This window comes from Pseudarthrobacter sp. Hb11, from assembly GCF_059383655.1.
Map to the genome: position 1 here is coordinate 17,197 of NZ_JBWZCM010000010.1, position 15,802 is coordinate 32,998.

Sequence of the window (15,802 nt, forward strand, 5' to 3'; positions counted from 1 at the left end):
ACACCTTCGCTGGAAAGCAAAGGTGAGGTGCCGCCGTCGTGCGTGCCCGAGACGTCTGCTAGGGAGCCGAAACTGCTTCTGCCGAAGTCTCCCGGCTGTCCTGCCCGGAAACGCGGCGCTGCCAGTTGCGCATCACTTGGGGGTCCGTGGGCTTGGTCAGCAGGGAAACGGCGACGTACACCACGGCGGATGCAAGCAGGCCGTAGTAGATGGGCTCGTTGGCGTAGATCCCGTCCAGCGGCGCCTTGGCGTTGATCTCCAGGACGATCATGGTGCCCAGCGTGACCACCGAGCCCACGGCCATGGAAGCGGCGGCGGCCACACCCGTGCCGCGCTTCCAGACCAGGCCACCCAGGATGGCCACGAGGAGGCCGCCCACCAGGATGTCGTAGGCGATGGTCAGGGCCGCAACCACGTCCTTGGTGATGATGGCGATGACTATGGCAACGATGCCTAAGGTGAGGACCCAGATGCGGTTTGCCTTGACGTCATGCTCGGGGTTGTCCGTGTCCTCGGTGTTGATGTTCTTGCCGAACCAGCTCGCCACAAACGGCAGGACGTCGGCGCGGGCCACGGTTGCGGCCGCAATGAGTGCCCCGGATGCTGTGGACATCATTGCTGCAACGGCGGCTGCGAGCACCAGTCCGCCGATGCCGATCGGCAGCAGGCTCTGCGCCACCTCGGCGTAAACGTCGTCCTTTGCGGCAATCTCGATGTCGGCCAGCGCCACGCTGGCGGCCATGCCGATCAGCGCACCCGCAACACCGTAAAGGATGCAGTAGATTCCGGCGGTGGCGCCGCCCCACCTGGCCACCTTGGCCGTCTTGGCCGTGAAGACGCGCTGCCAGATGTCCTGGCCGATCAGCAGACCCAGGGTGTACACCACAAAGTAGGTGATGATGGTCTGCAGGCCGATGCCGTCGATCTGGAAGAAGCTTTCATCCACCCGGCTGCGGATGCCGTCCATGCCGCCCGCGGCGTTGAGGGTGAAGGGGAGCATCAGGAAGAAGATGCCGACAGTTTTGATGATGAACTGCACCTGGTCCGCCAGGGTGATGGACCACATGCCGCCCACCGTGGAGTAGATCAGCACAATGGCGCCGCCGACGGCAATGGCCATGGCACGGTCCCAGTCGAAGAGGACCACGAAAATGGTGGCGTAGGCGCCGGTGGACGTGGCGCAGAGCATCAGTGTGTACGCGAGCATCACGATGCCCGAAGCCTCGGTAGCCCTGCTGCCGTAGCGCAGGGTGAGCATCTGCGAGACCGTGTAAATCTTCAGCTTTTGGATGGTGCCGGCGAAAAGGAGGCTCAGGAGCAGGACGCCGGCGCCGATGGCGACGACCAGCCACATGCCGGAGATGCCGAACTTGTAGCCGAGGCCCACGCCGCCCACCGTGGAAGCACCGCCCAGGACGACGGCGGCCATGGTGCCGGTGTAAAGGAACGGGCCAAGCCGGCGGCCGGCGACCAGGAAGTCGCTGTTGTTCTTGGTACGGGACTTGCCCCACCAGCCGAATGCCAGCATTGCGAGAAGATACACCACCACAATGGCGATGTTGATGACATTTGCGTCCACGTTGGACTCCTTGGAGCTTTTGGCAGCTGGGGTGGTCTCCGGAAGAAAGGGACGGCCGGGAACCGCTGCATGAGGATGAGTGAGAGTGGGTTCTCAAATATTGCCCTATAGGCAACAGGTGTTTTCCAAAGAGTAGGCTGTGACCGTGGTAACAGTCAAGAGGCTGCTGATGTCCGGAACCCTGCGCGCCATGCAGGCGTCATAGACGCGGCTGGCCATTAGTATTGCTCCAGAGCGGGGCCGGGCTGCCGGCCATGAAAGGTACGCAGATGAAGGCACTGCCAGTTGAGCCGAGCAATATACCTGTTGCCATTGGCTCCCGGATCCGCGCCGCACGACAGTCCCAGCGGCTCACCATTGAGCAGGTCGCCGACGCTACTGGTCTTACCAAGGGGTTCCTCAGCCGGGTGGAGCGTGACCTGACGTCCCCCTCCGTAGCTTCGCTCGTGACGCTATGCCAAGTCCTCTCAATTTCCATTGGCGACCTGTTCGCCGCGCCGGAGACCCACCTCACCAAGCGCAATGACGGGCCGCGGATCTCCCTCGGCGGCCAAGGCATCGTGGAGCGCCTGCTCACGGCCCGCTCGGAGCGGCGCATCCAGATCATCCAGGCCTGCATCGAACCGCACGGCCGCGGCGAATCCGAGCTCTACGCCGTGGACTGCGACGTTGACGTTCTCCACGTTATTAAGGGCAAAATCAAGCTGATCCTCACTAATGAGGAATACGACTTGAGTACCGGGGACACCGTGACCTTCCCCGGCCGGGAACCGCACACCTGGGTCAACCCCACGGACCAGCCGGTCGAAGTCCTCTGGGTCCTGGTCCCGGCCGCCAGCCGCTGACTCCGCCCCCTGCCGGTTCTCCCGGCTTGTGCCTTCCTGTCCACTTGGTCGGGTGGCCCTAAGCGGTTAACCGACTGCCTCCGGTACTTACGCGGGTTATGTGGAACGGTATTGCAGCGGGCCGGCCGGTAACTGGGCGGGAAGGCGCGCCCCGTCAGCCAGCGGTGCTTGCTCTGAGTGCCAGTGCAGTGCGAATGTCGGCCAGAACCCGTTCCTGGTTGAACCAGATGTGCTCTGGCATGTAGCGGAGAACCGCGTAGCCTTTTACGGTTGAGGAGTTGTTCCGGTCACGGTCACGCAGCATGTCCGCCCGTTGTGAATGGAACGCAAACCCGTCGATCTCCACTATCAGGAAGCCGTTCAGGAGGAAGTCCACCCGACCGATGCCCGGCAGGGAAACCTGTGGTTCGAAGGCAACGCCGTTGGTGCGGAAGAGGTGCTGGGCAGCCACTTCAACGATGGATTCGGCGCGGAGGTCCAGCTTCCGAAGTGCCCGTAGAGCGGGCGCTGACCGGTCAGCGAGGAGTTGTTGTTTCAGCAGCTCCACTGGCAGGCCGTGCAGCCGGATGGCCGACGTCGCCAAAGCGGTGGACGCTGGTGGCGGCAGGCACCCCAGCGAGTGCAGGACCACATCCGCCACTCCGGCCACGGGCAGCAGCGGATGTCCACCGAAGCGAATGGACCGGTGCCGGACAAAGCCTGCGCCGTGGCCGTGGTTGCAGGGCAGGTGGAGCTGGTTGTATCTGGGTATCGGGCCCGGCTTTCCATGTACCTTCCTGCCCACTTGCTCTGCGTGAAGCAGTCCAGTTGTTGAGGGCCCCGCGCAGTTCCGCGGTCGAAGCGGAGCCGGTAAGAAGGTGTGGCGGAGTAATTGGGCGGGAACGTCCGCCTCGCCGCGCTGACCCCTTGCAGGGGGAAAGCTAAATAAGTAAACAGCTGGTGCACATGCGAAAACAAGCTGTATGATGGCAGTCACATCAGTCCCTCAACTCCTCGAAGGAGAGGCCTCCATTGGAAGAGCTGCGCATCGAAGCCAACGGCAACATTGGCCCCATCGATTCATCCCGCATTCCCCGTTACGCCGGGGCGGCAACGTATGCCCGGTTGCCGCGCCTGGACCAGGTGAAAAAGGCGGATGTCACCGTGGTGGGCGTTCCCTTCGACTCGGGTGTCTCCTACCGCCCAGGGGCTCGCTTCGGCGCCAACCACGTCCGCGAAGCAAGCCGGCTGCTGCGCCCCTATAACCCCGCATGGGACGTCAGCCCGTTCGAAAACGTCCAGGTGGCCGACGCCGGGGACATGGCCGTCAACCCGTTCAACATCAACGAAGCCATCGAGACCATCCAGCAGAACGCACTGGACCTCACCAGCGGCGGCAGCAAGCTCGTGACCCTGGGCGGGGACCACACCATCGCCCTGCCCCTGCTCCGCGCCGCCGCAGAGCGTGCCGGGGAACCCATCGCCATGCTGCACTTCGACGCGCACCTGGACACCTGGGACACCTACTTCGGTGCCGAGTACACGCACGGCACGCCGTTCCGCCGCGCCGTCGAGGAGGGCATCCTGGACACCGAGGCCATCAGCCACATCGGCACCCGAGGGCCCCTGTACGGCAAAAAGGATCTCGACGACGACCATCGCTTCGGGTTCGGCATCGTCACCTCCGCGGACGTCTACTACCAGGGTGTCCTGGAAACCGTGGCCAAGGTCCGCGACCGGATCGGCAACCGCCCCCTTTACATTTCCGTGGACATTGACGTCCTGGATCCGGCCCACGCACCGGGCACAGGCACCCCGGAAGCCGGCGGTATCACCAGCCGCGAGCTGCTGGAAATCATCCGGGGCTTCCGCGGCATGAACCTGGTGGGCGCCGACATCGTCGAGGTGGCTCCCGCCTACGACCACGCCGAAATCACCGGCGTGGCCGCAAGCCACGTCGCCTACGAACTGGTCACCCTGATGGCGGACAACGCTGTGGCCGGTGACCGCTTTGGAGCCGCAACAGGCTACGCCGCCCAGGCCCTCGGCCAGGAAGCCCGCCGTCCGGCAGGCTTCGCCGCAGCCGGCAAGGAGTGAGCAGTATGATCGATTTCGATCCGGGGACGGCAGCTGCTCCTGCAGGGGACAGTGCTCCCGCGGGTGCCCGCAACGGCGGGGACCTCGTCGTCGAAACCCTTGAAGCCCTGGGTGCTAAAACCGTGTTCGGCATCCCCGGCCAGCACGCACTGGGACTCTTCGACGCGATGGGCAGGGGCAACCTGCAGTTCGTCTCGTCGCGCGTGGAGAACAACTCCGCTTTCGCAGCAGACGGGTACTCCCGCGCAACGGGGGAGGTGGGTGTTCTTTTCCTGTCCACTGGCCCCGGTGCCCTGACGTCCCTGGCCGGGCTGCAGGAAGCGTATGCCACCGGGGTTCCCATGGTGGTGGTGGCCAGCCAGATCCCGCTCGAGGGCCTGGGTGCCAGGCGCAAGGGTATGCTTCACCAGCTCGATGACCAGAAGGCCTCGGCCGCCAACGTCACCAAGAGCCAGCGGCTGATCCAGCACGCGTCAGGTATCCCGTCCGCCATCCAGGACGCCTGGACCGAAGCGATCTCCTCGCCCCAGGGACCAGTCTGGATCGAAATTCCGCAGAACGTCCTGCTCGATCCGATCATGGTCCCGCCGGTGGAGGATGCGCTCGCCGAAGCTGCGGACAACCCGCCCCGGGTGGAGCTGGTCCGGGAGGCGGTGAGGTGGCTGCAGTCGGCGAAACGCCCTGCCATCATTGCGGGCGGCGGGACGCGGCGGGGCCGGGCCGAGAAGTCCCTGCTCTCCATCGCGGAGAAACTTCGCGCTCCGGTGATCTGCACGCCGGGCGGCAACGGCGCGTTCCCCTGGAACCACGAGCTGTCGCTGCAGTCCTGGGTCGAGGACCGCTACATGACCGATGTGCTGGAGGACGCGGACGTCCTGGTGGTGATCGGTTCGTCCCTGGGTGAGGTCACCTCCAACTACTTCACCTTCGAGCCGCGCGGCCGAATCATCCAGATCGACGCCGAACCCCGGGTTCTCGAGTCGAACCGACCGGGCCTGGGCATCCGCGCCGACGCCGGCCAGGCCCTGGCTGCCCTGGACGAGGCGCTGGTGATTGAGTCTGTCCAGACCAGGCCGGACTGGCACGGAATCCCGCCCGAGGACCTGGTGAAGGAAGCGCTGGCGAAGGTCCGGGCACGGCTGGAATCCCAGGACCTTGGCAAGGAACTGAAGTTCATGGCCGACATCCGCGAAGCAGTCCCGGCGGATATGCAGACCTTCTGGGACATGACTATTTCCGCATACTGGGGCTGGAGCTGCTGGGACGCCCGCGAGGGCCAGTTCCACTCCGCCCAGGGTGCCGGCGGGCTCGGTTACGGCTTCCCGGCAGCCATCGGCGCGGCAGTGGGACTGGAAACCGTCGGCAAACCCGGCCGGGTCCTCGCCGTTTCCGGTGACGGCTCGTCCATGTACTCCATCTCTGAACTGGCCACCGCGAAACAGCACAACGTGCCGGTCACGTGGCTGATTGTGGACGACGGCGGCTACGGGATCCTGCGCGAATACATGGTGGGTGCGTTCGGCAAGGCAACCGCCACCGAACTCGCGCGGCCGGACTTCGTCCAACTCGCCGAAGCGTTCGGCGTGCCGGCCACAAAAGTCGCACCGGAGGACGTGCGGGAGGCGCTGCAGGCGGGGTTCGCGGCCGACGGGCCCAACGTCGTCGTAGTTGAGACGCTCCTGAAGATGTTCGCCCCCACCCACCTGCCCGAATAGGTTGCGCCAGTCCTGGACCTGGCAGCCGGCCTGAATCCGGCACAGGCACAGACAGTAAAAGGCCCCGCGGCACGACGTGCTGCAGGGCCTTTCTGGCAACCGCTCCGCCTGATGGGGGACAGGCGGAGAAGCTGAAACCAAGGTAATGGAAAGCATGTTTACTGACAAGTTGCATCTCCCATGCCGGGCGTAAACCTGCCCGCCCCAGCACTTAGTTTCCCAAAGCAACCAACTTCCGATATAGTTGCTTAAGGCAAGCAAGTAGGGAGTGCTGAAGCAATGGCAGTAGCACCGGACACGGCGGCGGATCTCGTGTACCAGATCTTTGACCTTCAGCGTGCTGTGCGGTGCATTGCCACCGCCAGCGTGCGCGGTCAGGACACGGGAGTAGCGCTCCAGGGTGTCCTGCGCTTCGTGGGTGAGGGGGAGTCCCGGGCCACTCACTTGGCCGAGCGGCTGGGAGTGAGCGCCCCGGTCCTGAGCCGCCACATCGCGGACCTTGAAGAGCATGGCTTCGTGGTGCGCAGGCAGGACCCCGACGACGGCCGGGCCCAACTGGTTGCCCTGACACCCCTGGGTGCGGAGAAGCTCCGCCTCATCGAGGAGCAGCGGACAGCCGTCCTGCAGGACTACCTGCGCGACTGGAGCGAGGAAGACGCGGGCAGCACCGCAAAAACCCTGCACAAGCTCACGGAATCACTTATGCAATCAGCCCGGGCAAAGGCGGCCGGCACCATCACCACCACACCTCCCAGGAGCTGAACCATGGCAACCCACCTCGAGGCAAGCCCAACCGCCGCCACGGCCCACATGTCCGCTGCACCCGCGGAGGCGCCGCCGGAGATGTCCCACCGCCAGATCATGGAGGCCCTCACCGGGCTCCTGGCTGCCTTCTTTACGGCGATCCTCAGCAGCACCATCGTGGCCAACGCGCTGCCCACCATTATGTCCGACCTGCACGGGACGCAGACCGACTTCGCCTGGGTCATCACGGCCGCGCTGCTGGCCAACGCCGCCACCACGCCCATCTGGGGCAAGCTCGCTGACCTCATTAATAAGAAAGTCCTGGTCCAGCTCAGCATCGTGATCTTCGTGGCCGGTTCCGTGATGGCCGGCCTGTCCGAAACCATCCCGCTGCTCCTCGTGGCACGGGTGATCCAGGGCGTCGCCATGGGCGGCCTCACCGCCCTGGCCCAGGCCATCATCGGCACCATGATCCCGCCGCGGGACCGCGGCAAGTACTCCGGCTACATGGGCGCAGTGATGGCAGTCGGCACCGCCGGCGGCCCGCTGCTGGGCGGCTTCATCGTGGACAGCCCGCTCGGCTGGCGCTGGACCTTCTTCGTGTGCGTGCCGCTCGCCGTCGTCGCACTGATCCTGCTGCAGGTCACCCTCAAAATCAGCCACGTGCGCCGGCCCGCCAAGATCGACTGGCTCGGTTCCATCCTGCTCACATCCGGTGTGAGCCTGCTGCTGATCTGGGTCTCCTTCGCGGGCAACCCGGCCTACTACGACTGGATCTCCTGGCAGTCGGCCCTCATGGTGGGCGGCGGCATCGTCCTGCTGGCGCTGCTGGTCCTGGTGGAATCCAAGGTGGAGCAGCCCATCATTCCGCTTAAGATCATCTCCGAGCGCACCACCGCCCTGGCCATCATTGCTTCCGTGGCGGTGGGCATCGCGATGTTCGGCTCGTCCACCTTCCTGGGCCAGTACTTCCAGGTGGCCCGCGGCGCGACCCCCACCGAAGCCGGGCTCCTTACCCTGCCCATGATCGCCGGAAACCTGGCCGGCTCGGTGGCATCCGGCCTGCTGATCAGCCGGACGGGCAAGTGGAAGGGCTACCTGGTTGCCGGTTCCATCCTGCTGATCGGCGGCCTCGGGCTTGCCGGCACGATGGACCACACCACGGAACTCTGGCACGCAGGCGTCTTCACTGCGGTGCTCGGTCTGGGCCTGGGCATGCTGATGCAGAACCTCGTCCTGGCGGTGCAGAACACGGTCCGGGCTGCGGACATCGGAACGGCCAGCGCCTCCGTGGCGTTCTTCCGGTCCGTGGGCGGCGCCATCGGCGTCTCCGTTCTGGGCGCCATTCTGGCCAACCGGGTCAGTGAACTTGCCACGAAGGGACTGGCAGCAGCCGGAATCCCGGTGCAGGGCGGCTCGGCCGGTTCCAGCATGGACCTCGCGCACATGCCGGAGCCTGTCCGCGACATTATGCGGGCAGCCTATGGCGACGCCACCGCGGAAGTCTTCCTGATCTCGGCCGCCGTGACCGTCGTCGCGCTGGTCTCCGTGCTGTTCATCAAGGAAAAGCCGCTGCGGCGCACCGTGGACATCCAGCCTGCGGAGTCGGCGGCGCAGGAGAAGGAAGGCACGACGGCGGTCCCCGCCTCCGCTGCCCGGTAAGCCGCCGGCACTACTCCTCCCGGATGATCTTTTGCGGAGCTGTTCCACCCCCCGGGAGGAGTTTCGTAGAGTGGGAAGGCTAAGGCTGTCAGCCCCGGCTGGTACTACTTAAGCCTCACCACTTCGCGAACTCTTCCTAAGGACCCGTGGGCATGCTCCTTACCCTCATACGGCGGTATTCCAGGCCGTACATGCCATACATTGTGGCCGTCATCGTTCTCCAGCTGGCGTCCACCATCGCTGCGCTGTACCTCCCCAGCCTGAACGCCCAGATCATCGACGAAGGGGTATCCCTCGGGGACACCGACTTCATCTGGCGCACTGGCGGAGTAATGCTCCTCGTCGCGTTCATCCAGGTGGGAACGGCCATCGCCGGCGTGTACTACGGTTCCAAGACCGCCATGGCCGTAGGGCGTGACCTTCGGCGAGGGGTGTTCCGGAAGGTCACCAGCTTCTCCGCGAAGGACGTCAACACCTTCGGCGCGCCCACCCTGATCACGCGCGGCACCAATGACGTCCAGCAGGTCCAGATGCTGGTGCTCATGGGGCTGAACTTCATGGTGGCCACTCCCATCATGTGCATCGGCGGCATCATCATGGCCCTGCGCGAGGACCTTAACCTGTCCTGGCTGGTCTGGGTCTCCGTGCCCGTGCTGCTGGTGGTGGTGGGCTACCTGGTAGTCCGCCTGATGCCGCTCTTCCGCGCCATGCAAAAGAAGATCGACCGCATCAACGGAGTCCTGCGCGAACAGATCATCGGCATTCGGGTGGTGCGTGCCTTTGTCCGCGAACCCTACGAAACCGAGCGCTTCGGCGAGGCCAACAAGGACCTGACGGACGTATCCCTGAAGATCGGCGCCCTGTTTGTCCTGATGTTCCCGGCCATTGGCATGATTTTGCACCTGTCCACCGCTGCGGTGTTGTGGTTCGGCGGCCAGCGCGTGGACTCAGGCGAGATGCAGGTGGGCGCACTTACCGCATTCCTCCAGTACCTGCTGCAGATCCTGGTGGCGGTCATGATGGGCACGTTCATGGCCATGATGATTCCGCGAGCCTCCGTGTGTGCGGACCGCATCGGTGAGGTGCTCGACGTCGAACCCTCCATCAACGATCCCGAACGGCCCGAGACCCCCGCTGAACTGGCCGGCGTGGTGGAGTACCGAAACGTCACCTTCGCGTACCCGGGCGCGGAGTCGCCGGTGCTGAGCAATATCAGCTTCACCGCCAAGCCGGGCGAGACCATCGCGATCATCGGTGCCACGGGCGCAGGGAAGACCTCACTGTTGTCCCTGCTGCCGCGCCTCTACGACATCGCTGAGGGGGAGGTGCTGCTGGACGGCGTGCCGGTCAGCAATCTGGACCGCGCGGAGATCACCAAGCGCGTGGCCCTGGTTCCGCAGCGGCCCTACCTGTTCTCCGGCACCATCGAACACAACCTCCGCTTCGGAAAAACCGAGGCCACGGACCAGGAACTTTGGGACGCCCTTGAGGTGGCACAGGGAGCCGACTTTGTCCGGGACAAGAAAAATGGGCTGGGCTCCCGGATTTCCCAAGGCGGTACCAACGTCTCCGGCGGCCAGCGGCAGCGCCTCTGCATCGCCCGTGCATTGGTCACCAAGCCCAGGGTCTACCTCTTTGACGACTCCTTCTCCGCCCTTGACGTTGCCACCGACGCCCGCCTCCGGGCCGCGCTCAAGCGCACCACCGCCGACGCCACGGTCATCATCGTGGCCCAGCGCATCTCCACCATCACCGAAGCGGACCAGATCCTGGTGCTGGACAACGGCCGCATCGTGGACCGCGGAACACACGAGGAACTCCTGGAAACCTCACCCACCTACCAGGAGATTGTTGAATCCCAGCTGAGCGTGGAGGAGATGGCATGAGCCCCCGCAGGAAAGACTCCACCGACATGAACCAGCCAGCAGCTTCCCGCGACCAGCCTGAGGCGGAGCCGGTGGCGGACGCACTGGCTGGGGACGAGGAATTCTTCGAGGAGGAATACAAGCCTTCCGAAGCCGACGGCGACATGTTCGGTGGCATGCCGGCCAAGAAAGCTGAGCACTTCTGGCCGTCCGCCAAGCGGTTGCTGGGTCTGCTGAAGCCCGAGGCCGCGGGCATCTACGCCGTGGTGGCCATGGTGGTGGTCGCGGTGGTCCTGAACGTGGTCGCCCCCAAGATCCTGGGCCAGGCGATGGACGTGATCTTTGGCGGCGTGGTTGGCAAGCAGCTCCCGGCCGGTGCCAGCAAGGAGCAGTTCGTGGAGGGACTGCGCCAGCAGGGGCAGGACAACTTCGCGGACATGATCTCCAAGATGGAGCTGGTGCCCGGAAGCGGCATCGACTTCCAGAAGCTGTCCTTCCTTATTGCCGTGGTGCTGCTGATGTACTTTGTTGCCAACGTCTTCCTGTGGCTGCAGGGCTACGTCCTGAACCGCATCGTGATGAAGGTAATCCGCCGGCTCCGCGATGACACCGAAAAGAAGCTCAACAGGCTTCCGCTGAACTACTTTGACACCCGCCAGCGCGGTGACGTCCTCTCCCGGGTAACAAACGACGTCGACAACATCCAGCAGGCGCTCCAGCAGGCGTTCGCGCAGCTGATCAACTCGCTGCTGACCGTCATCGGCATTGTGATCATGATGTTCATCGTCTCCTGGCAGCTGGCCCTCATTGCATTGGTGGCCCTTCCGCTGTCCGGCGTCGCTGCCGGGATCATCGGCTCGCGCAGCCAGAAGCTTTTTGCCGCCCAGTGGAAAAACACCGGTGCTTTGAACGGCCAGATCGAGGAGTCGTTCTCCGGCCATGACCTGGTGCGGGTCTTCGGGCGGGACGCAGACATGCTGGAACGGTTCGAGGAACGCAACGAGGCCCTGTACAAGGCCAGTTTCGGCGCCCAGTTCGTGTCCGGCATCATCTTTCCGGTGATGCAGTTCATCTCCTACCTCAGCTACGTTGGCATCGCCGTTGTGGGCGGACTCCGGGTGGCTTCGGGTTCCATGTCCCTGGGCGACGCCACGGCCTTCATCCAGTACTCCCGCGAGTTCACGCAGCCGCTGGGGCAGATGGCCGGCATGGCCAACATGCTCCAGTCCGGCGTGGCGTCATCCGAGCGCGTATTCGAATTCCTGGATGCCGAAGAACAGGACATTGAGACGGCCACCGAGCACCTGCCGGCCAAAACGGACGGGCACGTTGAGTTCAGGAACGTCACCTTCAGCTACACGGAAGACAAGAAGCTGATCGAAGACCTGTCCTTCACCGCGCAACCGGGGCATACCGTCGCCATCGTTGGGCCCACCGGTGCAGGAAAGACCACCCTGGTCAACCTGGTGATGCGCTTCTACGAGCTCACCTCCGGCTCCATCACCCTGGACGGTGTGGACATCACCCACCTCAGCAGGTCCGAACTGCGCTCCAAGGTAGGCATGGTGCTCCAGGACGCCTGGCTGTTCGGCGGTTCCATCTACGACAACATCCGCTACGGCAACCTGGACGCCACGGAGCAACAGGTCATGGCCGCGGCAAAGGCCACCTTCGTTGACCGCTTCGTTCGTGCCCTGCCCGACGGATACGACACCGTGATCGACGAGGAAGGCAACAACGTCAGCGCCGGCGAAAAGCAGCTCATCACCATCGCCCGAGCCTTCGTGGCCAACCCGTCGCTGCTGATACTCGACGAGGCCACGAGCTCCGTTGACACCCGCACTGAACTGCTGGTGCAGAAGGCCATGGCTGCGCTCCGCACGGACCGCACCAGCTTCGTGATCGCCCACCGGCTCTCCACCATCCGCGACGCCGACACCATCCTGGTGATGGAGAACGGCAGGATTGTGGAGCAGGGCAACCACAAGGTCCTCCTTGCTGCCAAGGGCGCCTACTACCGGTTGTACATGTCCCAGTTCGCCGGTGCCGACGCCGGGGCACTGCCGGTGGATGATTCGACGGCGGTGCACAGCTGAGCGCGCAGGAGGCACCGGCGCAGGAGAACGCGACGGCGCAGCAGGGCCCACCCCTGCAGCATGACCCGCAGAAGCCGGACAGCAACGGCGGGCGGCGGATCGAGGTCCTGGTTCCAATGCGGTGGGGGGACATGGACGCCTACGGGCACATCAACAACGTGCAGATCGTAAGGATGCTTGAGGAAGCGCGGATCGGCGCTTTCGGGCCGCCGCGGGGAGCGGGGCTGCCAGGCATCGAGCCCCATGTCTCCCTCTTCAACGACGTCCCGGACGGCACCATGGCGCTGGTGGTGGACCACAAGATCCGCTACGTCAGAACCTTGGAGTACCGGAACATCCCTGCTGTGGTCCAGGTGTGGATCGGTGCCGTGAAGGGAGCCAGTTTCGATATCCACTACCTGGTCCAGGACCCGGTCACGGGGGAGGACTGCGTGAAGGCGAGCAGCCACCTGGCGTTTGTGGACGAAGCGACAGGCCGGGTGCAGCGCCTCACGCCTGAACAAAAGGAACGGATGGCGCCGTTCACAGCATGAAGTGGATTTTCGCAGGCGCCACGTGCACGTTGCGCCGGGCGTCCCCTTAGCCGGTGCAGCCCGTTGCGCCGGAACTGCCTGCACCGGAAACTGAAAACCCAACCAAAGAGGAGTAGCCATGGCACAGAAAAAGACCTGGAAGGAAATGTCCCCGTCCGCTAAGGCCGGCACCATACTGGTGGGCATCGCACAGGTGTCCCTCCTGGTGGCAGCGCAGCGCGACATCTCCAAGCGCCCGGCGGCAATGATCAACGGTCCGAAGGCGGCGTGGCGGGCGGCATCCTTCATCAACTTCATCGGGCCGGTGGGCTACTTCACCTTCGGCCGGAAGAAGCCGGGAGCGGTCAAGTAGCAGCCCGGGACAGGGGGCGTGGGCAGGGCTCTGAGCACCCGTTCAGCTTCACCCTGTAAGTTTGAATCCATGACCCCCACTTCCACTGCTGCCATGACCCGCGCCCTCGGCATCTCGAAGGAAATCGAGGACGCCGCGTGGTTTGTGCTTGGTCCCGGGCTCCTCGGCAAGCCGTCAGCACTGGATGGACGCACCATGACGTGGACGTCCGAGGCCGCGGCGGAACTCCTGGAAAGGCTGGAACGGGGCACGCCTGATCCGAAGGCGCCCATGATGACAAACCTCCGGCAGAACCTGGGCGGCGCATCCCGGGAAGCGAAGCAGCTTGCCGTCGAACTGCTGTTCCTGCAGTCGCTGCCGCTGGCCCATGAGGTGAAGTCTCTGAAGGTCAAGCGCGCCCGCGTCGCCGAGGCCGCCTCCTGGCTCGAGCCTCCGCTGGACCTGCCCGAGGAGCTTTATGAGGGGCTGACGGACCACGGCGTCATCCGTGACCGGACCGCCGAGTTCAACTGGACCATCTGGGACCACCTGAAATGGCTGTGCCGTTTTGTACAGCACGTGGACCAGCAGCCGACGGCGGACATTGCCGAGGCGCTGCAGGACCCGTTGAAGTTCCACCATCTGGCCGCCGCAACGCCGGGGGACCAGCCGGCCATCCGCCGCAGCATCGAGTTCCTCACCTGGCCCACCTACTTTGAACCGGTGGTCGCGGACGTGGAACGCCAGGAAATCCGTGACGCCTTCGCCTCGCTGGTGGGCGGCGCGAAGGGCGACGCCGAAGAGGACGTCACCGCCGACATCCACCGCATCCGCCTGCACCTTGACGAGCAGGCAGGCCAGCGCATCGACTGGCACGCCCGCCAGCTGGTCAGCCAGTGGCGCAAGGTAGGCGATCCCGGCCGGCGGGCGTGGTTGCTGCGCACTCACAGCGACAACACCGAGCTGCTCACCGCCTGGCAGGGCGAGGAGAAGGTGACGCTCGACGTCGAACATCTCCGCCTGCTGGGCCCCGGCGTCACGGCAGGGGTGGTCCAGCACGCCGTGGACGAGGACTACAAGCACCTCGGCTACGTGGAGCGCGAGGACACCAAAACCGCGGTCTTTGCATTCCTGACCGTCATGAAACCCGGGGACCTGGTGCTCTACCAGCACTCGGGCACCGTGCGGCTGGGCGTGGTGCTGGGCGAGCCCGAACACAACGAGGACAACCGCCGGCTGCGCCGAAAGGTCCGCTGGTTCGACGAAGGCCACACCACCACCAGCCTTCCCCGCCACGTGCAGCGGCAGTTGGCCACGCCCGGAATCGTTGTTGACCTGACCAGGGTGGTGCAGGCACTGCAGGGCCTGCTGCCCGCCGAAGCGGAAACAGAGCCCGACGGCGATGCTGAAGCGGCCGCCGTCGTACCTTCCGTCCAGGAGGGCTTCCGTCCGCTGACCCGCGATTTCGCGGACTCGCTCCACATGGAGCTCGAGCCGCTCCAGGAGATTGCCGAGCTGCTGGAGGAGAACCGGCAGCTGGTGCTGTACGGTCCGCCGGGTACCGGCAAGACCTACCTCGCGAAGCACCTCGCCGCGGAGCTTGCGGATGACACCACTGACGAGCGGGTCAAACTGGTCCAGTTCCACCCCTCATATGCCTACGAGGATTTCTTTGAGGGCTACCGGCCGGACAAGACGGACGAGGGCCAGGTGTCCTTCAAACTCGTGGCCGGTCCGCTCCGCCGCCTCGCCGAAGAAGCCGCCAAGCCGGGCAACGAGAAGAAACCGTACTTCCTGATCATCGATGAGATGAACCGCGCCAACCTGGCCAAGGTGTTCGGCGAGCTGTACTTCCTGCTGGAGTACCGCGACGACCGGATCTACCTGCAGTACAGCCCCAACGAGCCGTTCACACTGCCGGACAACCTCTACATCATAGGCACCATGAACACCGCGGACCGGTCCATCGCCATGATGGACGCCGCCATCCGCCGCCGTTTTGCGTTCATTGAGCTGCACCCGCAGACCGAGCCGGTGAAGGGCTCGCTGCTCCGGTTCCTTGAGGCACGCCAGCTGGACACCACCCCGGCGCTGCTGCTCGATGTCCTGAACAGCGCAATCGATGAGTGGGACCGGGACCTTATGATCGGCCCGTCGTACTTTATGAAGCCGACGGCCCAGACCCCTAACGGGCTGCGACGCATCTGGAAGTACGAGCTGATGCCCCTGCTCGAGGAGCACTACCACGGGCAGCTGACCCGGCCGCAGCTCGAAGAACGCTTCGGACTGGACCGGCTGCTGGAACGCCTTGCAGGCCGCTGACCCCGGCGCAATAGTCCGGCACCTGGTGCTGGAC

12 protein-coding genes are annotated in these 15,802 nt (G+C 64.7%); 10 read left to right on the forward strand and 2 right to left on the reverse strand.

The annotated features are described in order from the left end of the window. Positions 1-58 precede the first annotated feature (58 nt). Positions 59-1,579, reverse strand: coding sequence for a sodium:solute symporter family protein (locus tag AC50X7_RS13765; protein WP_494979530.1), 1,521 nt, complete (start codon positions 1,577-1,579; stop codon positions 59-61). A gap of 269 nt (positions 1,580-1,848) precedes the next feature. Here AC50X7_RS13765 and AC50X7_RS13770 point away from each other — a divergent pair, with 269 nt between their 5' ends. Beyond that, positions 1,849-2,424, forward strand: coding sequence for a helix-turn-helix domain-containing protein (locus AC50X7_RS13770; protein WP_494979531.1), 576 nt, complete (start codon positions 1,849-1,851; stop codon positions 2,422-2,424). A 154-nt stretch (positions 2,425-2,578) separates the two neighbouring features. On the opposite strand, the gene AC50X7_RS13775 is transcribed toward AC50X7_RS13770, so the two are convergent. Further along, on the reverse strand, positions 2,579-3,208 hold the full coding sequence (locus AC50X7_RS13775) for an endonuclease domain-containing protein (protein ID WP_494979532.1): 630 nt from the start codon (positions 3,206-3,208) through the stop codon (positions 2,579-2,581). Positions 3,209-3,435: 227 nt separating this feature from the next. On the opposite strand from AC50X7_RS13775, the gene speB reads away from it, so the two are divergent. From speB to AC50X7_RS13820, 9 genes are all read left to right on the forward strand, one after another. Further along, complete coding sequence (speB, locus tag AC50X7_RS13780) at positions 3,436-4,500, forward strand: agmatinase (protein ID WP_494979533.1); 1,065 nt, start codon at positions 3,436-3,438, stop codon at positions 4,498-4,500. Positions 4,501-4,505: 5 nt separating this feature from the next. Beyond that, complete coding sequence (locus tag AC50X7_RS13785) at positions 4,506-6,215, forward strand: thiamine pyrophosphate-binding protein (RefSeq protein WP_494979534.1); 1,710 nt, start codon at positions 4,506-4,508, stop codon at positions 6,213-6,215. 279 nt (positions 6,216-6,494) lie between these two features. Then, positions 6,495-6,977: a MarR family winged helix-turn-helix transcriptional regulator gene (locus tag AC50X7_RS13790; protein ID WP_494979535.1), complete on the forward strand. Its 483-nt coding sequence runs from the start codon at positions 6,495-6,497 to the stop codon at positions 6,975-6,977. Between the two features lie 48 nt (positions 6,978-7,025). Further along, complete coding sequence (locus tag AC50X7_RS13795) at positions 7,026-8,621, forward strand: MFS transporter (protein WP_494979628.1); 1,596 nt, start codon at positions 7,026-7,028, stop codon at positions 8,619-8,621. Positions 8,622-8,773: 152 nt separating this feature from the next. Then, positions 8,774-10,507: an ABC transporter ATP-binding protein gene (locus AC50X7_RS13800; RefSeq protein WP_494979536.1), complete on the forward strand. Its 1,734-nt coding sequence runs from the start codon at positions 8,774-8,776 to the stop codon at positions 10,505-10,507. Positions 10,508-10,533: 26 nt separating this feature from the next. After that, on the forward strand, positions 10,534-12,582 hold the full coding sequence (locus AC50X7_RS13805; RefSeq protein ID WP_494979629.1) for an ABC transporter ATP-binding protein: 2,049 nt from the start codon (positions 10,534-10,536) through the stop codon (positions 12,580-12,582). 116 nt (positions 12,583-12,698) lie between these two features. Then, positions 12,699-13,115 (forward strand): acyl-CoA thioesterase, encoded by a 417-nt coding sequence (locus AC50X7_RS13810; protein WP_307096392.1) that lies wholly within the window; start codon positions 12,699-12,701, stop codon positions 13,113-13,115. 118 nt (positions 13,116-13,233) lie between these two features. Beyond that, the gene (locus AC50X7_RS13815) at positions 13,234-13,467 is read left to right on the forward strand and encodes a PLDc N-terminal domain-containing protein (RefSeq protein ID WP_307096390.1); all 234 of its coding nucleotides are present in this window, start codon (positions 13,234-13,236) and stop codon (positions 13,465-13,467) included. 69 nt (positions 13,468-13,536) lie between these two features. After that, positions 13,537-15,768 (forward strand): McrB family protein, encoded by a 2,232-nt coding sequence (locus AC50X7_RS13820; protein WP_494979537.1) that lies wholly within the window; start codon positions 13,537-13,539, stop codon positions 15,766-15,768. Positions 15,769-15,802 lie beyond the last annotated feature (34 nt).